At 61.9% G+C, this 19,613-nt stretch carries 18 protein-coding genes; 13 read left to right on the top strand and 5 right to left on the bottom strand.

What is annotated here, in order from left to right; all coding sequences use genetic code 11:
* Positions 1-8: 8 nt before the first annotated feature.
* From M1D88_RS02605 to M1D88_RS02585, 5 genes are read right to left on the bottom strand one after another with little or no spacing between them, the layout of a single operon-like run.
* Complete coding sequence (locus M1D88_RS02605) at positions 9-1,019, bottom strand: D-2-hydroxyacid dehydrogenase (protein WP_458113065.1); 1,011 nt, start codon at positions 1,017-1,019, stop codon at positions 9-11.
* Complete coding sequence (locus M1D88_RS02600) at positions 1,016-2,098, bottom strand: tartrate dehydrogenase (RefSeq protein WP_458113064.1); 1,083 nt, start codon at positions 2,096-2,098, stop codon at positions 1,016-1,018. Before M1D88_RS02600 ends, M1D88_RS02605 begins: the two co-directional genes overlap by 4 nt.
* Complete coding sequence (locus tag M1D88_RS02595; protein ID WP_458113063.1) at positions 2,095-3,642, bottom strand: aldehyde dehydrogenase family protein; 1,548 nt, start codon at positions 3,640-3,642, stop codon at positions 2,095-2,097. The genes M1D88_RS02600 and M1D88_RS02595 overlap by 4 nt, the downstream gene beginning before the upstream one ends.
* A gap of 34 nt (positions 3,643-3,676) precedes the next feature.
* The gene (locus M1D88_RS02590) at positions 3,677-4,954 is read right to left on the bottom strand and encodes an NAD(P)/FAD-dependent oxidoreductase (protein ID WP_458113062.1); all 1,278 of its coding nucleotides are present in this window, start codon (positions 4,952-4,954) and stop codon (positions 3,677-3,679) included.
* A gap of 27 nt (positions 4,955-4,981) precedes the next feature.
* Entirely contained in the window at positions 4,982-5,656 is a 675-nt protein-coding gene (locus M1D88_RS02585; protein WP_458113061.1) for a haloacid dehalogenase type II, read from the bottom strand.
* Positions 5,657-6,070: 414 nt separating this feature from the next.
* Between M1D88_RS02585 and M1D88_RS02580 the strand changes: the two genes are divergently transcribed.
* The 13 genes from M1D88_RS02580 (at position 6,071) to M1D88_RS02520 (ending at position 19,587) form a co-directional block, all read left to right on the top strand.
* Entirely contained in the window at positions 6,071-7,000 is a 930-nt protein-coding gene (locus M1D88_RS02580) for an ABC transporter substrate-binding protein (RefSeq protein ID WP_458113060.1), read from the top strand.
* Positions 7,001-7,048: 48 nt separating this feature from the next.
* The gene (locus M1D88_RS02575; RefSeq protein WP_458113059.1) at positions 7,049-7,945 is read left to right on the top strand and encodes an amino acid ABC transporter permease; all 897 of its coding nucleotides are present in this window, start codon (positions 7,049-7,051) and stop codon (positions 7,943-7,945) included.
* Positions 7,942-8,709: an amino acid ABC transporter ATP-binding protein gene (locus M1D88_RS02570; RefSeq protein ID WP_309105699.1), complete on the top strand. Its 768-nt coding sequence runs from the start codon at positions 7,942-7,944 to the stop codon at positions 8,707-8,709. Before M1D88_RS02575 ends, M1D88_RS02570 begins: the two co-directional genes overlap by 4 nt.
* A gap of 2 nt (positions 8,710-8,711) precedes the next feature.
* Positions 8,712-9,866 (top strand): N-methyl-L-tryptophan oxidase, encoded by a 1,155-nt coding sequence (gene solA / locus M1D88_RS02565; protein ID WP_458113058.1) that lies wholly within the window; start codon positions 8,712-8,714, stop codon positions 9,864-9,866.
* A gap of 56 nt (positions 9,867-9,922) precedes the next feature.
* Positions 9,923-11,176, top strand: a complete 1,254-nt coding sequence (locus M1D88_RS02560) for an aspartate aminotransferase family protein (protein ID WP_458113057.1) — start codon at positions 9,923-9,925, stop codon at positions 11,174-11,176.
* Between the two features lie 29 nt (positions 11,177-11,205).
* Complete coding sequence (locus tag M1D88_RS02555; protein ID WP_458113056.1) at positions 11,206-12,660, top strand: NAD-dependent succinate-semialdehyde dehydrogenase; 1,455 nt, start codon at positions 11,206-11,208, stop codon at positions 12,658-12,660.
* A 43-nt stretch (positions 12,661-12,703) separates the two neighbouring features.
* Positions 12,704-13,396: a GntR family transcriptional regulator gene (locus M1D88_RS02550; RefSeq protein WP_458113055.1), complete on the top strand. Its 693-nt coding sequence runs from the start codon at positions 12,704-12,706 to the stop codon at positions 13,394-13,396.
* 181 nt (positions 13,397-13,577) lie between these two features.
* Complete coding sequence (locus M1D88_RS02545) at positions 13,578-14,504, top strand: ABC transporter substrate-binding protein (protein WP_458113054.1); 927 nt, start codon at positions 13,578-13,580, stop codon at positions 14,502-14,504.
* Positions 14,505-14,514: 10 nt separating this feature from the next.
* Entirely contained in the window at positions 14,515-15,447 is a 933-nt protein-coding gene (locus M1D88_RS02540; RefSeq protein ID WP_458113053.1) for an amino acid ABC transporter permease, read from the top strand.
* Positions 15,444-16,211, top strand: coding sequence for an amino acid ABC transporter ATP-binding protein (locus M1D88_RS02535; RefSeq protein WP_458113052.1), 768 nt, complete (start codon positions 15,444-15,446; stop codon positions 16,209-16,211). The genes M1D88_RS02540 and M1D88_RS02535 overlap by 4 nt, the downstream gene beginning before the upstream one ends.
* Positions 16,212-16,227: 16 nt before the next feature.
* Positions 16,228-17,361: an FAD-dependent oxidoreductase gene (locus tag M1D88_RS02530; protein ID WP_458113051.1), complete on the top strand. Its 1,134-nt coding sequence runs from the start codon at positions 16,228-16,230 to the stop codon at positions 17,359-17,361.
* 117 nt (positions 17,362-17,478) lie between these two features.
* A complete protein-coding gene (locus M1D88_RS02525) occupies positions 17,479-18,180 on the top strand; it encodes a GntR family transcriptional regulator (RefSeq protein WP_458113050.1) in 702 nt (233 codons plus the stop codon).
* A gap of 771 nt (positions 18,181-18,951) precedes the next feature.
* Positions 18,952-19,587: a LysE family translocator gene (locus tag M1D88_RS02520; RefSeq protein ID WP_458113049.1), complete on the top strand. Its 636-nt coding sequence runs from the start codon at positions 18,952-18,954 to the stop codon at positions 19,585-19,587.
* Positions 19,588-19,613 lie beyond the last annotated feature (26 nt).

The following is a 19,613-nucleotide window of genomic DNA, read 5'->3' as shown; positions in this document are numbered from 1 at the left end:
GGCACCGGTCAGGGTGCGGGGACGAATCCGAGTTGTTTGTCCACGATGTTTTCCAGTGGTTCGTTGTTGCAATAGCGTTTGAGGTTGTCCACGAAGAGCTGGCCGAGGTCATCGAGGTAGTCTTCGGTGTCGCCGCTCATGTGCGGGGTGATGATGACGTTCTCCATGCTCCAGAGCGGATGTCCGGCGGGGAGCGGTTCGGGGTCCACAACGTCCAGGGCGGCGCCGGCGATCGAGCCGGTGGCCAGCGCGTGGGTCAGGGCTGCGGTGTCCACGAGCTGGCCGCGGCCTACGTTGATGAGCCGGGCTGAGGGTTTCATCGCTGCGAGCACGTCGGCGCCTGCGAGGCCGGTGGTGTCGGCGGTCAGCGGCGCGGCGAGGACGAGGTAGTCGTAGTCTCCTGCGACGCGGGCCAGGTCCCGGGAGGAGTGGATGACGTCGAAGTCCGCGTCTCCTGGCCGGGTTGTTCTTCCGGCTCCGCTGACTTCCATGCCGACGGCGCGGAAGAGGCGGGCGATTTCGCGGCCGATGGATCCTGTGCCGACCACGAGGGCGGTTTGGCCCTGGATTTTGCGGGTGATCCGGTGCTGCCAGCGCTGTTCCTGCTGGAGACGGTAGGACCCGTGGGAGTCCTTGGCCATGTCCAGGACGAAGCCCAGGGCGAACTCGGCGATGGCCCGGCTGAGCACTCCGCGGGAGTTGGTGTAGACGACGTTGCTGTGGACGAGTTCGTCGAAGAGGAGCTGGCTGACGCCGGCGGCGGAGACGTGGATCCATTCCAGCGTGGACGCGGCGGCCCAGTTCTCCTTCAGCGCGGGTGAGAAGGAGTGCCACTGGTAGAGCACGTCCGCGCCGTCCATGGCTTCGGCGAGGCCATCGGCTTTGGTGAGGCGGACCTCTGCGAGTTCCTGGACTTCGGCGATGCGTGCCGGGAGGGCCTCGCGGTAGAGGGCCGCGACGACCGGCCGCCTGGGCCCTGCGCCGGCGGGACCCGTCGTCGGGCTCTGGCCGGTTGTCATGCTGTTACCGGGATGAGGGCGTCGATGGCGGTCAGGATGGCTTGGGTGAATTCGGTGGTGGTTGAAGTGCCGCCGATATCGCGGGTGCCGTGCCCGTGGCGGAGCGCTGATTCGAACGCTGCCTGAAGGTGCGCTGCGGCGTCGGGGTGGCCGAGGTGTTCGAGCATCATTGCCCCTGACCAGATCTGCCCTACCGGGTTGGCGAGGTTCTTCCCGGCAATGTCCGGGGCGGAGCCGTGGACGGGTTCGAAGAGGGAGGGAAAGTCCCCTTCGGGGTTCAGGTTCGCGCTCGGTGCCAGTCCGATGGAACCGGTCACGGAGCTGCCCAGGTCAGAGAGGATGTCTCCGAAGAGGTTGGACGCGACGATAACGTCAAGGGTCCAGGGCTTCAGGACCAGGTGCGCGGCGAGGGCGTCCACAAGTTCGTGGGTAACAGTCACGCCCGGGTACTGGGCCACGGTTTCGGCGACGACTTCGTCCCAGAACGGCATGGTGTGCACGATACCGTTGCTTTTGGTCGCGGACGTCAGCCTGCCCGTGCGGGTAGCGGCGAGGGTGGCGGCGTAGCGGGCAGCGCGGGAGACGCCCAGGCGGGTGAAGATGGTTTCCTGCACGGCGCTTTCGTGCGGCAGGCCACGGTACATCCTGCCGCCGACTTCTGAGTATTCACCCTCGTTGTTTTCCCGGACGATCAGGATATCGACCGGGTTGGCCGCGGCGAGTGGTGACTTCACGCCGTCGAGCGTTTTGACCGGGCGGAGGTTGATGTATTGCTGGAATTCCCGGCGGATCGGGATCAGCAGACCCCACAGCGATTCGGTGTCCGGGACCTCGGGTGAGCCGACAGCGCCGAGGAAGATCGCCTCATGCTTGGCGAGCTGGTCCAGCCCGTCAACGGGCATCATCCGCCCGTGCCGGCCGTAGTAGTCAGACCCCCAGTCAAAATACGTGAACGCCAGGTCCAGCCCGTGGATCGAGGCGATCCGCTCCAGGCAGGTGATGGCCGCGGGAACAACTTCTTTGCCGATACCGTCCCCGGCGATCACCGCGATGCTGTGGCTGCTGGTTTCGTTGGTCATGGGGTGGTCCTTTCTGTCAGGCCGCCGAGGACCTGCCAGCGGGCCTGTGACTCGCCGAGGTTGATGATGGTGTTTTTGGGTTCTGTCATTTCGCGGACCGCGTGGCGGACCCCTTCACGGCCTACCCCTGATTTTTTGAACCCGCCAAAGGGCATGGAGTCGATCCGGACGTCGCTGGTCTCGTTGATGACCACGGCGCCGACGTGGAGCTTTTCGGCGATGGCCAGGGCCAGGTCGATGGACCGGGTGAAGACCCCGGCCTGGAGGCCGAACTCGGTGTTGTTCGCTTCGAACACGGCGTCCGGGACCTCGATGAACGGCAGGATGCTGACCACCGGGCCGAAGACCTCGTCCCGGATGACCCGGGCGTCGGAGGGGACATCGGTCAGGACGGTCGGTTCGTAGTAGGCGTTCCGGCGGATCCCGCCGGTGTGGACGGTTGCGCCGGCGGCCGTGGCTTCGTCCACCCATTCCTCTACCCGCCGGGCTTCGGCTTCGGAGATCAGCGGGCCAACGTCGGTGGCCCGGTCAAGCTTCGGCCCCGTGCGCAGCTCCCTCGTCCCGGCCGTGACCAGCTCCAGGACCTGATCGAACAAGGAAGTGTGGACGTAAACGCGCTGCACGGACAGGCAGTTCTGCCCGGCCACTCCGAACGCGCCGGCCACGATGGCCTTCGCCGCGGCCTGCGCGTCAGCGTCCGCGCACACGATCGTGGCGTTGTTCCCGCCAAGTTCGGAGAGGATCTTTTTCGCTCCGGCCGCCGCGGCGATCCGTTCCGCGGTCGCGGGGCCGCCGGTGAAGGAAATCAGGTCCACCAGCGGGTCAGTGACAACAGCCTCGGACACGCCGGGGCCGGTGACGATCGCGGCGATCCGTCCCGACGGGACACCCGCCTCCAGCAGCAGCTGGACAAAAGCCAGCCCCACCAGCGGGGTGCGGGTCGAGGGCTTCAGCAGGACCCCGTTGCCGCCGATGATGGCCGGGCCCAGCTTGTGCGCCACGAGGTTCAGCGGATCATTGAACGGCGTGATCGCCGCGACAATCCCCACCGGCTTCCGGTTGTACCAGCCGATCTTGCCAGCCCCGGCCATACTGTCCTCAAAACCCAGGGTCTCCCCCGCGAGCTCCTCAGAAGCAGCGGCGGAAAGCCGCAAGGTCTCCGCGCAACGCCGCACCTCACGCTCCGCCTCGGTGATCGTCTTGCTGCTCTCAGCGGCAATGATGTTGGCGAACCGCTCAGCCTGCTGCCCCAACAACACCACCGCCCGCTCCAGCGCCTCCCGGCGCAAACGGAGCGGCCACTCGTCCGCCTGAAGGTGGCGGTGGATGTGCAAGGTGGCACGCTCCACGTCCTGTGACGTGGAGGTGCACACCCGGCCGAGCAGGACACCGTCTTCAGGATCCCGCACCTCCAGGGTCAACTCGGAGGTCTGCCACTGACCTTCGAAAAAAGCTCCCCCTGGCAGGTTGGCAAATCGTGCACGCCTGTAGGCAGATTCCTCTGTAGTTTTTGGGCGCGCTTCAGCGACAGTTGGTGATGACATGGGGACCCTTATCTTGCCTGGAGGTGAGAAACGTCTACTTGACTCGGTCGATTATTTTTGCTGCTGCGCCGATTAAGGGCAGGAACCATGGCGGGCCGAAGTGTCCAGGGACGGGAGGATTCTTCAAGTCTTCCCACACGTTCGCGGACTTGTCGCCGGCCATGTAATGGGCCATCCGCTTACCCATGTGCGCTGCCATCTGCACACCGTGTCCGCTGTAGCAGAGTGAGTAGAAGAGCCCATCGTGCTGGCCTGCATGCACCATCTGGTCCATGGAGAGGTCCACCAGTCCGCCCCAGATGTAGTCCACCTTGGCGTTGGAGAGGTACGGGAAGAGTTCGAGCATGGCCTTGCGGAGGATCTCGGCGCTCTTGACGTCCGAATCCGGGCTGGACAGAGCAAACCGGGCACGGCCACCGAACAGCAGCCTGTTGTCCGGGGTGATGCGGAAGTAGTAGGTCAGCATCTTGCTGTCCGATGCCTGGCGACGGTTGGGCAGGATACGGTTGACCACGTCTTCGGGCAGCGGGTCAGTGACAATGATGAAGCTTCCCACCGGGATAACCCTGCGCTGCAGCCACGGCGTGACGTTGCCCGTGTAGCCGCTGGTGGCCACCAGCACCTGCTTCGCGCGGGTAATGCCCCGGGTGGTGTGCACGTCATGCACAGTACCGGAGACCTTCTTCAGCTCGGTCACCGCAGCGTTCTCGCAAATATCGGCTCCGGCTGCAACAGCCACTCCGGCTAGACCATGCACGAACTTGCCCACGTGGAGGCCAGCCCCGAGCGGATCAACCATCGCGCCCTGGTAGAAGTCCGTTCCGATTTCACTGTGGATCTCGGACTTGGGGATCACGGTGACATGGTGGTCGGCCAGTTTGGCCAGCTTTTCCTGCGACTTCAGGAAACCCTCGTAGTGGGACTTATGGAAGGCCAGCGAGAGCTTTCCAAAGCGGTTGTAGTCGCAGTCGATGCCATTGTCATGCACCAGTTTTTCGATGGTGTCGATGGCGTCGTTGTATTCCTGGAACATCTCCACGGCACGCGTGGCGCCGTAGCGCTTGACCGCCGTGCTGAAGCTGATGGCCAACCCGGTAGTCGCCATTCCCCCGTTGCGTCCCGAAGCGCCCCACCCCACGGTGTGGCGTTCGAAAACGGCAACGCTCGCGCCTTGCTTGGCAAATTCCAGAGCCGCTGACAGCCCGGTAAATCCGGCACCGATGATGGCGACGTCGACATTCTCCGGTACCGGTGTCTGCCGGTAGTCTCCGGATGCTTCGGCTGTATCCAGCCAGTAAGGAATGAGTTTCACGGTTTGACCTTTCGCCTCGAAGCCGGTTTAGAGACCGAGGTGTTTGTTGATCTCGTCCAGGGACTTGGCAGTGTTCAGGTCATAGCCCGGGCCAATGGGGTCATAGCCACGGTCCAGCATCCAGAGGTTACGGAAGCCCATGTCGTGCATCGGGTGCATGTCGTAGCGGGTGTGCGAGGAGATGTGCAGGAAGTCCTCCGGCTTGGCGTTCAGGGTATCGAGCATGTACTCGAAGGCCTGGTACCGCGGCTTGTAGGCCTGGGCCTGCTCAGCGGTAAACACAGCGTGGAACTCAGCGCCGAGCTTGGGAATGCTGATGTCAAGGAAGCTGGTGTCCGCGTTGGACAGAGCCACCAGCTTGTAGTTGTCGCCCATGAGCTTCAGCGGAGCTGGCACGTCTTCGTGGGCAACCCAGCCGCGTACAGCGTCAGCGAACGCTGCGCCGGCGCCTTCGGTCGGTCCGATGCCCCAGCGCTTGCATACCCGGTCAAAGGAATCCTGAAGGATAGCCTCGTAGGGCTTGTAATCGCCGCAGACCTCGTCGAACCGGTAACCGCGGAACTGCTTCTTGAAGGTAGGCCACTGCTCTTCAGAGATGCGGCCATCAAGCAGGCGACGGGTGGTGGGGTCAATGTCGAAGTTGATCAGCGTGCCGTAGATATCAAAAGAGATGTACTTCGGCCGGGAGTTGGTGTCTGCCATGATTCGTCCGTTTCATTGAGTCTTGAACGGGAGGCCCGGATGTATGGCCTGCCGCCTTCCTGTAAGTCTGCACCAGCGTGTTCCTGGGGTTCGTCAGGGCTTCTTTGCCGGCTGTTCTCGACTCTAGATCCGCAATTGTAGATTGTCAACAGTTCTTTTTGAGATCCTTTCGCAAGTAGCACGAGACGAGAGAAATACTGAATTTTTTTATCGTCAATTGTTGACAATCAGCGATTCTGACTGTTGCATTGCTTTAGATGCGGAACGAGATCCTGATCACAACCGCATGTAGCAAGAACCACCAGCACCGCCCGGGAGATCCTGCAGCAAGGGATCCCGACACGGAAAGTCCTGGAAAAGAATGCCCCCATTTCAGCAGATCACTTTCAGCTGAACCATTCGAAGGGAAGCACCATGAAGACCATCAACAAAGTTCAGACCGCAGCCGCAGGGCTCGCCGTCGTATTCGCCCTAAGCGCCTGTGGCGGCACTGCCACCGGCACCCCGGCCTCTGAAGACACAAAGTCAAAGACCTCAAACACGACTGACGTCTCGGAGGGCATCCAGCCGGACGCCGCGGCGGTTGCCTTGTTGCCACAGTCCTACAAGGACAAGGGCGAGCTCACGGTCGCAATGGACCTGCACTACCCGCCCACCACCTTCCTCGCTGAGGATAACACCACCCCGATCGGCCTCAACCCGGACGTCGCCCGGCTCCTTGCGAAGAAGCTTGATCTGAGGCTGAAGTTCGTGGACACGAAGTTCGACACGATCGTCCCAGGCCTCGACGGTGGCCGCTTCGATTTCACCGCTACCACCATGTCCAAGACCGAAGAGCGGCTCAAGGTCCTCGACATGATCGACTACTTCAAGGCCGGCACGTCAGTGGCCGCAGCTGCCGGGAACCCGCTGAAGCTAACCGTCGAGACCCTGTGCGGCAAGAACATCGCCGTCACCCAGGGCTCCACCGGCCAGCTCAAGCGCCTCCCTGCCCTCAACGAGCAGACCTGCACCTCCAAGGGACAGCCGGCGATCAACGCTGTGACGCTGCCCAACGTTCAGGAGGCCCTGACCCAGCTGCACTCCAAGCGGATCGACGGCGTCCTCTACGACACCACCTCGCTCGGATGGGCCGAGAAGCAGCAGCCGGGCTCATTCACCATCATCGGCCGGGTTAACGTCGGCAACAGTGACGTGACTGCCATTGGCGTTAAGAAGAACTCTGCACTGACCCCGGCCCTGCAGAAGGCCATGCAGTCCGTCCTTGAAACTCCCGAGTACAAGGAGTCCCTCGAGAACTGGGGTCTCGAGTCCGGGGCCATCACCGATGCCAAGCTGAACTAGCGGGAGGCCTCCATGGTCACAGCTACTAATAAAGGAAAGGAAGCGACGATGAGTAGCATTGAAGCAGCGCTCAAGCCACGGATTCGGCTTCGGACTCCCGGCGAGTACGCGGGATGGGTCCTCAGCATTCTCGCTGGCGTCGGGATCCTTGTCTCGGTCCTGACCAACCCCAACTTCAAGTGGGGCGTGGTCGCCCAGTACTTCACGCATGAATCCATCCTCCGTGGGCTGATGCTCACCATCTTCCTCACCCTTGCCAGCATGGCCCTGGGAACGCTGCTGGGGCTGGGCCTGGCGATCATGCGCTCATCCCATGTGAAGCCGATTTCCATCGCCGCAAATATCTACATCACGCTTTTCCGCGGCACACCGGTCCTGGTGCAGCTGATCTTCTGGTTCAACATCTCCGCGCTGTACCCGAACCTGACGATCGGGATCCCGTTCACGAACATCGGCACCGCGATCGACACGAACGCCCTGATGGCACCCATCACCGCAGCCCTGGTGGGCCTGACCCTGAACGAGGCCGCCTACATGGCCGAGATCATCCGTGGCGGGTTCTCCTCGGTGGGCAAGGGCCAGATCGAGGCCGCAGACTCGCTCGGGATGAGCGCCGGTACCAGGATGCGCAAGGTCATCATCCCGCAGGCGATGCCCTCGATCATCCCGGCCACCGGTAACCAGGTGATCGGCATGTTCAAGGGAACCTCCCTCGTCAGTGTGCTCGGCGTCGCGGAACTGCTCCAAAGCGCCCAGCTCATCTACGCCCGCACCTACGAGACCATCCCGCTGCTGCTCGTGGCCAGCCTCTGGTACCTCGTGATGACGCTTCTGCTGAGCTACCCGCAGTCCAAGCTTGAGCAGAAATACTCCCGCGCAACCTCCCGGCTTCCCCGGAAGGCGAAGAAGGTTGTGCTGACAGAACCGGAAGGTACCCTCCGATGAGCAAAGACGGCACGATACTTGCCCAGAAAATCCGGAAGTCTTTCGGACCCAAAACCGTCCTGAAAGACATCAACCTGGACATCGCCAGCGGAGAGATCTGCTGCATCATCGGCCCCAGCGGCTCGGGGAAGTCCACCATCCTGCGCTGCATCAACGGCCTGGAGACCGTCGACTCGGGTGTGCTGAAAGTCAACGGCGAGGACTTCGGCTACTACGAGACCGCGCACGCCTACCACGCACATAGCCCCAAGAAGCTCGCCGAGCAGCGCACCAGGGTGGGGATGGTGTTCCAGTCGTTCAACCTGTTTCCGAACATGACCGCCCTGGAAAACGTCATGTCCGGACCTGTCCTGGTCAAGGGCGCAGATAAGAAACAGGCGGCCAAGCGGGCCCAGGAACTGCTTGCCAGTGTGGGTCTGGCCGGGTTCGGGGACTACTACCCGGCCCAGCTCTCCGGCGGGCAGCAGCAGCGCGTCGCGATCGCCCGGTCCCTTGCGATGGATCCGGAGATCATGCTCTTTGACGAACCCACCTCCGCACTGGACCCGGAAAAGGTCGGCGAAGTCCTGGCCGTTATGAAGGACCTCGCGAAGAAGGGCATGACCATGGTGGTGGTCACCCATGAGATGGGCTTCGCCCGCGAAGTGGCCGACTCGCTGATCTTCATGGACGACGGCTACGTCGTCGAACGCGGCGACGCCCGCGAAGTCCTCTCCAACCCCCAGGAACCCCGCACCCAGGCGTTCCTGCAGCAGGTGCTCTAACCGTGGATGGAAAACTCGCCGTCATCGGCCTGGGCAGCATCGGTTCCATGGCGCTCTGGCAGGCCTCCCGGCTGTCCGACTCCGTCACGGGATTCGAAGCCCATGCTCCCGCCCACGGCCGCAGCGCCGTGGGCGGCGACACCAGGCTCTTCCGCATGCTCTACCGCGGAGTCCCTGACTTCTACCCCATCCTCAAGCGCTCCCGCAGCCTCTGGGCGGAGCTCGAAGCCGAAACGGGCCAGAGCATTCTGACCCGCTGCGGTGGACTCTCCATCGGTACCAAAGATGGGCCCTACATCCCAAGCCTGCTCGCAACCACCAGGGCGAACGGCGCCGAGCACCAGATCCTCAGCCGCGAAGAAATGGCCGAACGCTACCCCCAGCACAACCTCCGCCCGGACGACATCGCCGTCTACGACCCCAACGGCGGCGCCCTGCGCACCGACCGTGCGGTCACGGCGGCAGTTGCTGCGGCCCAGGCCAACGGCGCGACAGTCCACAGCAACACCCCGATCGACAGCATCACCGAAACCGCCGACGGCGTCGTCATCACCTCAGGCGGGAAGTCCTGGACCTTCGAGAACGTCATCGTCTCCTCCGGCGGCTGGTCCCAGCGCCTGATGCCCGACTACCTCAAGGCAGCAAGCGAAACACGCCGGAATTATCTTTCCTGGTTCGTTGCCCGGGACGCAGCAGATTTCTCGCCGGAAAAGTTCCCGATCTTCATCCGGATCTCCGGGGACCGCTCCATGTACGGGGCGCCGGCTGTTGACGGCGTTACCGTGAAAGCGACCCTGGATGGCAGATCGGAACAGGCGTCCGGACCAGATTCCGTCGTCAGGGAACTAACAGCCGCGGAGATCTCGGAAACCATGGAGACGGTCACGGAGTTCTTCCCCGGGCTGTTCCCCAACATCGTCCGCTCCGATGCCTTCCCTGATCTCTACACCAAAGACGGCAATCCCCTGCTCGGGCACCTGAATGAGCAGAGCAAAATCTACCTCGCCACAGGATTTTCCGGCGGGGGCTTCAAAATGGCTACGGGTTACGGAGAGATCGCCGCAAACGAAGCCTTGGGCAAGCGGACCTTTGATGGCCTGGCTTTCGTCAGGCCTGAACGCTTCAAGACGAGCTCTAGTCGTCCAACAAGTGTTTGACGCGGATCACTCCGCTAATTGTTGACAATCTACAACCCCTACGAAAGTATGAAGCCATGGCAACTCTCAGTCCCCTCCTCAAGCAAGCTACCCCGGTCGTCGTAGACCATGCCCTTGGCAGCTGGATCCACGCGACCGACGGCAAAAAGTACCTCGATTTCACCACTGGAATCGGTGTCACCAGCACGGGTCACTGCCACCCCGACGTCGTAGCGGCAGCACGCGAGCAGGTGGGCAAGATTGTCCATGCCCAGTACACCACTGTGATGCACAAGCCCTTGCTTGAGCTCACCGAGAAACTGGGAGAGTTCCTGCCCTCGGGGCTGGACAGCGTTTTCTACGCAACGTCCGGCTCCGAGGCAGTGGAAGCTTCAGTACGCCTGGCACGCATGGCCACCGGGCGCCCCAACATCATCTCCTTCCACGGCGGCTTCCACGGCCGCACAGTGGGAGCCGCGTCGCTCACCACTGCCGGCACGAAATTCCGCTCAGGCTTCTCCCCCCTCATGGGTGGAGTGCACATCTCACCCTTCCCGCACTCCTACCGGTACGGCTGGGATGAGGAAACCGCCGTCAACTTCGCGCTGAAGGAACTGGACCACCTGCTCCTAAGCATCAGCAGCCCTGCAGACACTGCAGGTTTCATCATCGAACCGGTCCTTGGCGACGGCGGGTACATCCCCACTCCCCCCGCCTTCCTGCAGGGACTGCGGGAGCGCGCTGACCGCCATGGCATCGTACTCATCCTGGACGAGGTCCAGGCCGGCGTCGGACGCACCGGAAAGTTCTGGGGCCACGATTGGGCAGGCATCACCCCTGACGTGGTCATCACGGCGAAGGGACTCGCCAGCGGCTTCCCCATCTCGGCCATCGCAGCCTCCACCGAGCTGATGGGCAAAGCCTGGGCAGGTTCACAGGGCGGCACCTACGGCGGAAACGCCGTCGCCGCCGCTGCCGGTGTCGCAACCCTCGGCGTCATCGAGCGCGAGAACCTCGTCCAGAATGCCTTGCTCCGGGGCGACGAACTGCGCGCAGGACTTGACCTGCTCAAGACAGAATTCACCGGAATCGGCAATGTCCGCGGCCGCGGCCTCATGCAAGGTGTCGAATTCACCGCTGCAGACAACACGCCTGACGCTGCTACAGCACTGGCCGTCCAGCAGGCAGCCATCAAGGAAGAGCTTCTCCTCCTCACCTGCGGACCCCACGGCAACGTGGTCCGCATCATCCCGGCGCTGAACGTCACCAGCGACGAGATCCAGGCCGGCCTGACCAGGTTCACGCAGGCGCTGAAGACGGCCACCTCCTAATCCTTCCCTTCCATCATTGAAAGCGTGACATGAGCACTTCATTTGATTCCAGTACCCTCTACACCGACCTGTTCATAGATGGCGCCTGGCAGAAGGCCAGCAGCGGGGCGACGTTCCCTGTTGAGAATCCGGCCACAAATGAAGTCATTGCCCACGTCGCCGATGGTGGTCCCGAAGATGCTGCCCTGGCCATCCAGGCAGCGGGCCGCGCCCAGGCAGCGTGGGGCAAGTCCACGCCGCGGGAACGGGCGGACATCCTGCGCCGTGCCTTTGAGCTGGTCATTGCCAACACCGACCGGTTGGCTGCGATCATGACCGCTGAGATGGGCAAGCCGCTGGCCGAGGCGAAGGGTGAGGTGGTGTACGGGGCCGAGATGCTCCGCTGGTTCTCGGAAGAGGCTGTCCGGATCGGCGGGGACAACACCACCTCGGTGGACGGCAACACCCGGATTATGATCACCAAGGAACCCGTGGGTCCCTCGGTGCTGGTGACCCCGTGGAACTTCCCGCTGGCCATGGGGGCGCGCAAGATCGCCCCCGCGGTCGCGGCCGGCTGCACCATGGTGTTCAAACCTGCCGAACTGACCCCGCTGACTTCCCTTGCCCTGGTGGACATTTTCCGCCAGGCGGGCCTGCCGGACGGTGTGCTGAACGTCGTGACCACCGCCAGCGCCGCCCCCGTGGTGGAGAACTGGACCGCCAGCGGCATCGCCCGCAAGATCAGCTTCACCGGCTCCACCGGGGTGGGGAAGATCCTGCTGAAGCAGGCGGCGGAGAACGTGATGCGCTCGTCGATGGAACTGGGCGGCAACGCCCCGTTCATCGTCCTGGCCGACGCCGACATCGAGAAGGCCGTCGACGGGGCCATGAAGGCCAAGATGCGGAACATGGGTGAAGCGTGCACCGCAGCGAACCGCTTCTTCGTGCACCGCTCAGTGGTCACCGAATTCAGCGAGAAGTTCGCCAAGAAAATGTCCGAACTGCAGGTCGGCAACGGCGCCCTGGCCGGAACCGACGTCGGCCCCCTGATCGAGCAGAAGGGCCTGGACAAGGTCGAAAGCCTCGTCGCCGACGCCGTGGCCAAGGGCGCCAGCGTCCTCACCGGCGGGAACCGTCCCGAAGGTCCCGGCTACTTCTACACCCCCACCGTCCTGACCGAGGTGAGCCTGGACGCGGACCTGATGAACACTGAGATCTTCGGGCCCGTAGCCGCGATCACCACCTTCGATAGCGAAGACGAGGTGCTGCGCGTGGCCAACGACACCGAATGGGGCCTGGTGGGCTATGTGTTCACCGAAAGCACCGCCAAGGCCCTGCGGTTCTCCGCCGAACTCGAAGTCGGAATGGTCGGCATCAACACCGGCCTCGTCTCCAACCCGATCGCCCCCTTCGGCGGCATCAAGCAATCCGGACTCGGACGCGAAGGCGGAAAGATCGGCATCGAGGAATTCCTTGAATACAAATACACCGCAATAGCAATCTAGAAATTATGCAGTAATGCCGAAAAGTGAGACGAGGGGGATGTCAATGGCGGCACCAGGAGCACTGTTTGCACTGGAGGGAAGACCCACAGCGCAGCTGATCGCAGACCAACTGCGCGAACAAATTGTCCAGGGGATGTTCCGTCCGGGAGAACAGATCAATGAATCTGTCCTTGCAAGCCAGCTCAACACGTCACGGGGACCAGTCCGTGAGGCGTTGCAGCGGCTGTGTCAGGAGGGGATCTTGGTCAGCCGCAGGAACCGGGGAGTGTTCGTCCTGGAGCTTGCCATTGACGACATCAGGGAGATCTACGCGGTGCGCGAGGCTGTGGAAACAACCGCTGCGGACGCACTGCTGGATGCGGGCCAGGACCAGGTGGACGACACCTGCCAGGTCTTGACATCAGTCATCGAAGACATGGCCAAGCAGGTAGCGGTATCGGACTGGCAGGCAATTGCGCGGCTGGATATGCAGTTCCACACCGCCTTCGTGTCCGGCGCAGGCAACACCCGCCTCATCCGCATTTACGAGACCCTCGCAGCGGAGTCGAGGATGTGTATCCTCAATCTCGCCGTCGCCTACCCCAGGATCGACGTTCTGGTCCAGGAACACCAGAACCTTCTGGATCTCCTGGCGGCCGGCGATAGGGAAGCCCTCCACGATGCCATCGCACGGCACATGCAAAAGGCCGTTGAGGATCTCACGTCGTCCGCAGAAGATCAGGAAAGCACCGTCTAAGCCTCCGGCACAATTCCATCCGCGAGAAGGCCAGATCCACCGGATCTGGCCTTCTCTTTGCTTACTGGCCACCCCCAAGGAGATCCCGCAAAGAAAGATCATGTGAACTGTCGACGATGTGCTATTTGGGTGGTTGCATTGTAACTACAGAGCGGCAGGGGGACGTGCAAAGGAGGTAAGCATGAAACCCAGAAACAAAGTCAGGGCTTTAGCTGCAGCAGCGACAGCCTTGATGGTACTCAGCGCATGCGGCCCGAGCGCCAGCAACGACCCCGGTGGTAACGGCTCCAAGACCTCGAACACCGCCGATATCTCAGAAGGGGTCCAGCCTGACGAGGCCGCCGTCAAGCTCCTGCCGCAGTCCTTCAAGGACGAGGGAGAGGTGACGGTGGCAATGGATCTGCACTACCCGCCGACGACATTCCTGGCTGATGACAACACCACCCCTATCGGGCTGAACCCGGATATGGCGCGCCTGATTGCCAAGAAGCTTGGACTGAAGCTGAAGTTCGAGAACACCGCGTTCGACACGATCATTCCCGGTATCGACGGCGGCCGCTATGACTTCACCGCCACCACAATGTCCCCCTCGGAGGAGCGCCTGAAAGTCCTGGACATGATCGACTACTTCAACGGAGGACTTTCTGTCGCAGTTGCCCACGGTAATCCCCTCAACATCAGCAACGACGATATGTGCGGCCGGAACATTGCTGTCACCAAGGGCTCAAACGCCCAGCTGAAGCACCTGCCGAACGTCTCGAAGTGGACCTGCGAGGAGAAGGGCAAGCCTGCCATCAATGGAACAACGCTTCCCAACATCCAGGAGGCCCTGACGCAGCTGGCCTCCAAGCGCGTTGACGGCATCTTGTACGACACCGTTTCACTCGTCTGGGCAGACGAGCAGCAGCCGAATACTTTCACTGTTCTCACTCCACAGGTGGACACCCGTTCGGATCATGTGGTTGCCGTTGCTCTGAAAAAGAACTCGCCATTGACGCCCGCCTTGCAAGCCGCTGTTCAGTCCGTTCTTGACAGCCCCGAATACAAGAAGTCACTCGCCAACTGGGGCCTTGAAGAAGGCGCCATAACCGAAGCCAAGCTCAACTAGAGGGACGCTCGTGTTGAAAATAGTTCGTCAATCAAATGAGACATTCACGGGTGCCATGGACCCGGCCCTCAAACCCCGGCTAAGGCGTCGAAGTACCTTCGAGTACATCGCATGGGTGCTGTCCACCCTCGTAGGGCTGGGCATCCTGATCTCCGTATCAACCAACCCCAACTTCAAGTGGGGTGTGGTGGCCCGGTACTTTACCCATGAAACAATCATCCGCGGGCTCATGCTCACCATCTTCCTGACAGTGGCCAGCATGGCCCTCGGAACCCTCCTCGGGCTGGCGCTGGCGATCATGAGGTCCTCCAGCATCAAACCGATTGCAGCCACGGCGGGCGTTTACATCACCATTTTCCGCGGTACGCCTGTCCTGGTGCAGCTGATTTTCTGGTTCAACGTTGCTGCGCTCTACCCGAACCTGTCGATCGGAATTCCGTTTACCGACATCAGTACAGCAATCGATATGAATACGCTTATGGCGCCCATCACGGCGGCGCTGGTGGGCCTGACCCTGAATGAGGCCGCGTACATGGCCGAGATCATCCGTGGCGGGTTCTCCGCCGTCGGCAAGGGCCAAATTGAAGCAGCAGATTCTCTGGGCATGAGCGGCTCCATGAAGATGCGCAAGGTCATCATTCCCCAAGCTATGCCCTCGATCATCCCGGCCACCGGAAACCAGGTCATCGGGATGTTCAAGGAAACCTCGCTCGTCAGTGTCCTGGGCGTCGCGGAACTGCTTCAAAGCGCTCAGCTCATCTACGCCCGCACCTACGAGACCATTCCGCTGCTGATTGTCGCCAGCCTCTGGTACCTCGTGATGACGCTTCTGCTGAGCTACCCGCAGTCCAAGCTCGAACAGAAATACTCCCGGGCAACCTCGAGGCTTCCCCGGAAGGCCAAACCCGTTGTGCTCACTGACCAGGAAGGTATTGCCCGATGAGCGACGACGGAACGATTCTTGGCCGGGGAATCCGGAAGTCCTTCGGCGCCAAGACAGTCTTGAACGACATCGACCTGGAAATAGCCAGTGGCGAGATCTGCTGCATCATCGGACCCAGTGGTTCCGGTAAATCGACGCTGCTACGCTGCATCAACGGCCTGGAGACGGTGGATTCCGGCGTCCTGAAGGTCAATGGCGAGGACTTCGGGTATTTCGAGACGGCACACGCCTACCACGCCGTGAGCCGCAAGAAGCTGGCTGAGCAGCGCACCAGGGTGGGCATGGTCTTCCAGCAGTTCAACCTGTTCCCGAACATGACCGCCCAGGAAAACATCATGTCCGGGCCGGTCCTGGTGAAGCGCGGCGACAGGCAGGAAGCCGCCAAGCAGGCCCATCAACTGCTCACAAGTGTCGGACTGAGCGGGTTTGGAGATTACTTTCCCGCGCAGCTCTCCGGCGGCCAGCAGCAACGGGTAGCGATGGCCAGGTCGCTTGCAATGGAACCCAGCATCATCTTGTTTGATGAGCCCACCAGCGCACTGGATCCCGAAAAAGTGGGCGAGGTGCTCGCCGTCATGAAGGAGCTCGCGAAGAAGGGCATGACCATGGTGGTGGTCACCCACGAAATGGGCTTCGCCCGCGAAGTGGCCGATTCGCTGATCTTCATGGACGACGGTTTTGTTGTGGAACGCGGCGACGCCCGTGAAGTTCTCGCCGACCCCAAGGAAGCCCGCACCCAGGCCTTTCTGGACAAGGTGCTCTAATGGACAAGGTGCTCTAGTGGACGGACAACTCGCCGTCATCGGCCTGGGCAGCATCGGTTCCATGGCGCTCTGGCAGGCCTCGCGCCTGTCCGATTCCGTCGTCGGCTTCGAAGCCCAAGTACCCGCCCATGCCCGCAGTGCCGTTGGCGGCGACACCAGGCTCTTCCGCATGCTCTACCGCGGGGTGCCGGACTACTACCCCATCCTGCAGCGGTCACGCGATCTCTGGGCCGAACTTGAGGCGGAGACCGGCCAGAACATCCTTACAAGGTGCGGCGGACTCTCCATCGGCACCACGGACGGCCCCTACATCCCCAAGCTGCTGGAAACCACCAGGATCAACCGGGCTGAGCACGGAATCCTCAGCCGCGAGGAGATGGCCGAACGCTACCCGCAGCACAACCTCCGCGCTGATGACGTCGCCGTCCACGACCCTTATGGCGGTGCCTTGCGCACGGACCGGGCAGTCACTGCCGCCATCGCCGCAGCCAATGCGAACGGCGCAACGATCCACACCAACACGCCCATCGACAGCATCACCGACACGGCCGACGGCGTCATCATCACCTCAGGCGGGAAGTCCTGGACTTTCGAGAACGTCATCATCTCCTCCGGCGGGTGGTCCGGGAAGCTCATGCCGGACTACCTGCAAAAGGCCACTCAGCCCAAACGGATTTTCCTGACCTGGTTCGTCGCCCGGGATCCAGTGGAATTTTCCCCGGAACGGTTCCCCATCTTCATCAGAATCTCCGGTGACCAGTCCATGTACGGGGCTCCAAGCGTCGATGGTGCAACCGTCAAGGCGACCCTCGATGGCCGCGGCGGAGCAACCCCGGTCGCTGACGCAGTACCCAGAGAACTGACCCAGGCAGAAATCACAGAGACCACCGAAACCGTCACGGAGTTCTTCCCTGGCCTCTTCCCCAACATCGTCCGCTCCGACGCCTTTCCGGACCTCTATACAGCCGACGGGAATCCCCTGCTCGGCCCGCTGAACCAAGAGAGCAGAATCTACTGCGCCACCGGGTTCTCCGGAGCGGGCTTCAAAATGGCTACCGGCTACGGCCAGATCGCAGCAAACGAGGCGTTGGGCAAGCGGACCTTTGAGGGCCTCGAGTTCGTGAGACCCCAACGGTTCAGGGGGACATGACAGGAGCGCTTCAGAAAAGTGATTCTGCCAAGCCTCGCGCCTGATGCTGCGTGTAGGGCTCCGAGTCCAATACTGTCTATGAAGGTAATAGCCCAAGAATGAAGTGAGGGGATAGCAATGGCGGCACCTGAGGGACTGTTTGCACTGGAAGGAAGACCCACCGCGCAGCTGATCGCTGATCAGTTGCGGGAACAGATTGTCCAGGGAATCTTCCGCCCAGGTGAGCAGATCAATGAATCTGTCCTGGCAGGCCAGTTGCATTCCTCCAGGGGCCCGGTCCGTGAGGCACTGCAGCGGCTGTCCCAGGAGGGGCTCCTCGTCAGCCATCGCAACCGGGGGGTGTTCGTCCTGGAGCTCTCCAACGACGACATCAAGGAAATCTATGCGGTACGCGAAGCTGTGGAAACAACGGCTGCTGAGGCATTGCTGGCCGCCGGCGCGGAACGGATAAAGGACACCTGCCAGATCCTGACGGGCATCATCGAAGACATGGCAAAGCAGGTTGCTGTATCAGACTGGCAGGCAATTGCCCGGCTGGACATGCAATTCCACACCGCCTTCGTGTCCGGCACAGGCAACTCGCGGCTGATCCGGATTTACCAGACCCTGGCAGCGGAATCGAGAATGTGCATCCTCAACCTGGAAGTGGCCTATCCCCGCGTAGACGCCCTGGTGGAGGAACACCAGAACCTGCTGGATCTCCTTGCGGCGGGCAACAAAGCAGGGCTCCTCAAGGCCATCAAGCGGCACATGCAATCGGCCGTTGACGATCTCACCGCACAGAGGGAAGAGAAGGCCCTAAAAACGCCTCGGGCCTAGCTCCAAACACTCCGGAGACCACCTCGTTCAAGGAAACCCGGGCGGCATCAGAGCTGCTGCCGTCCGGTCCGTGCTGCGCGGCATCGAGAATCGAGTAAATCTGTTTTCCCTCTAGTAATTGTCAACAGTTGACGATAGACTCGCTGAGGACATTTCGTCCAATGTACAAGGGTGGAAACGGAAAGGTGGACGAGAATGTTACTAAACGTTGGTGTATCTTCGTGGGCGTCATGTTGAGCCTGGCGGTACTCATCGCCGCCGCACTCCTGACCAGCTCATGCGCAGTTTTACGCTCTCCGCGCTCAGCTCCACACGCAAGGCGGCGGAAGGCATTCAGTGGCAGCTCCCTGTTGCAGGTCTGTACCGGGATCGTTGCCCTGAGCTCCCTGCTCTTCGCCGTGCATGTTGATCTGGGGATGTTCCTTGGCTGAGGCATTGTTGGCCGGAGCTCTCTCTCCAATTGGACCCGAGCTGATCTTCCATGACCCTCTCTGTCCTTCCGGACCTGCCTCCGAGCCCGGGCCTGAGCAACCAGCCCTCTCCCGCGTCCCCGCAGTGCCTCACCACTGTGAGCCCGGACTGAAACGCCCGAAGAGAATGCCTGCTACCCGCGCCGATCGCCTGGAAGCTGTTGCCAGGGAACTTATTCTCCTCGGTCGGGACCGGCGAAAAGCGGCTGGCTGACGCCGAGTCCCGCGGTCCGCACTGAGAACCAGCGGGTGAGAACCTACAGGTGCTGACCAAAGCCAAGGCCGAGGACTACCATCAAACATGGTCCCCTTGAGTAACCTCGTTGCTTTCTCACTTGCTGCCTTTGTGCTCATTGCCATTCCCGGCCCGAGTGTCCTGTTTGTCGTGGGCCGCTCCCTGGCCCTTGGACGCAAAGGGGGGTTGCTGAGTGTCCTGGGCAATACCCTCGGAGAACTTGTCCAGGTGGCAGCGGTGGCCGTGGGCCTCGGCGTCGTCCTGACCCAGTCGGTAGTGCTGTTCACTGCGATCAAGTTCGCTGGCGCAGCGTATTTGGTCTACTTGGGCATCCGCGCCATCAGGCATCGTGGACAGGGAACGACGACGGCGGAGCCGGTCCGCGGATCCTCCACGGGACGGATCCTCAGGGAAGGCACCCTTGTGGGGGCCACCAATCCAAAGTCATTGATGTTTTTCGTGGCCGTTCTGCCGCAGTTCGTGGACTACTCCGCGGGCGCGATCCCGTGGCAGCTTGCCACGCTGGGCTTGGTGTTCCTGCTGATAGCCGTGGTGTCCGACAGCGCCTGGGCCCTTACCGCGGGGACTGCGCGGCAATGGTTTGCGCGCTCCCCCCGCAGGGTTGCGGCTGTGGGAACTACCGGCGGTGTGATGATGATCGGCTTGGGCGGAACCCTTGCCCTGACTGGCACTAAAACATAGTTCCCGGCCGACCCCACCGCTATCGT

Source organism: Arthrobacter sp. R1-13 (assembly GCF_054161475.1).
Note: the sequence above shows the minus strand (reverse complement) of the source record. Positions and strands in the feature narration are given on the sequence as shown.

Excerpts from the sequence above, each read along its gene's own strand:
- M1D88_RS02605 (WP_458113065.1), bottom strand. The coding sequence starts at position 1,019 with ATGACAACCGGCCAGAGCCCGACGACGGGTCCCGCCGGCGCAGGGCCC.
- M1D88_RS02600 (WP_458113064.1), bottom strand. The coding sequence starts at position 2,098 with ATGACCAACGAAACCAGCAGCCACAGCATCGCGGTGATCGCCGGGGAC.
- M1D88_RS02595 (WP_458113063.1), bottom strand. The coding sequence starts at position 3,642 with ATGTCATCACCAACTGTCGCTGAAGCGCGCCCAAAAACTACAGAGGAA.
- M1D88_RS02585 (WP_458113061.1), bottom strand. The coding sequence starts at position 5,656 with ATGGCAGACACCAACTCCCGGCCGAAGTACATCTCTTTTGATATCTAC.
- M1D88_RS02580 (WP_458113060.1), top strand. The coding sequence starts at position 6,071 with ATGAAGACCATCAACAAAGTTCAGACCGCAGCCGCAGGGCTCGCCGTC.
- M1D88_RS02575 (WP_458113059.1), top strand. The coding sequence starts at position 7,049 with ATGAGTAGCATTGAAGCAGCGCTCAAGCCACGGATTCGGCTTCGGACT.
- M1D88_RS02570 (WP_309105699.1), top strand. The coding sequence starts at position 7,942 with ATGAGCAAAGACGGCACGATACTTGCCCAGAAAATCCGGAAGTCTTTC.
- M1D88_RS02560 (WP_458113057.1), top strand. The coding sequence starts at position 9,923 with ATGGCAACTCTCAGTCCCCTCCTCAAGCAAGCTACCCCGGTCGTCGTA.
- M1D88_RS02555 (WP_458113056.1), top strand. The coding sequence starts at position 11,206 with ATGAGCACTTCATTTGATTCCAGTACCCTCTACACCGACCTGTTCATA.
- M1D88_RS02550 (WP_458113055.1), top strand. The coding sequence starts at position 12,704 with ATGGCGGCACCAGGAGCACTGTTTGCACTGGAGGGAAGACCCACAGCG.
- M1D88_RS02545 (WP_458113054.1), top strand. The coding sequence starts at position 13,578 with ATGAAACCCAGAAACAAAGTCAGGGCTTTAGCTGCAGCAGCGACAGCC.
- M1D88_RS02535 (WP_458113052.1), top strand. The coding sequence starts at position 15,444 with ATGAGCGACGACGGAACGATTCTTGGCCGGGGAATCCGGAAGTCCTTC.
- M1D88_RS02525 (WP_458113050.1), top strand. The coding sequence starts at position 17,479 with ATGGCGGCACCTGAGGGACTGTTTGCACTGGAAGGAAGACCCACCGCG.
- M1D88_RS02520 (WP_458113049.1), top strand. The coding sequence starts at position 18,952 with ATGGTCCCCTTGAGTAACCTCGTTGCTTTCTCACTTGCTGCCTTTGTG.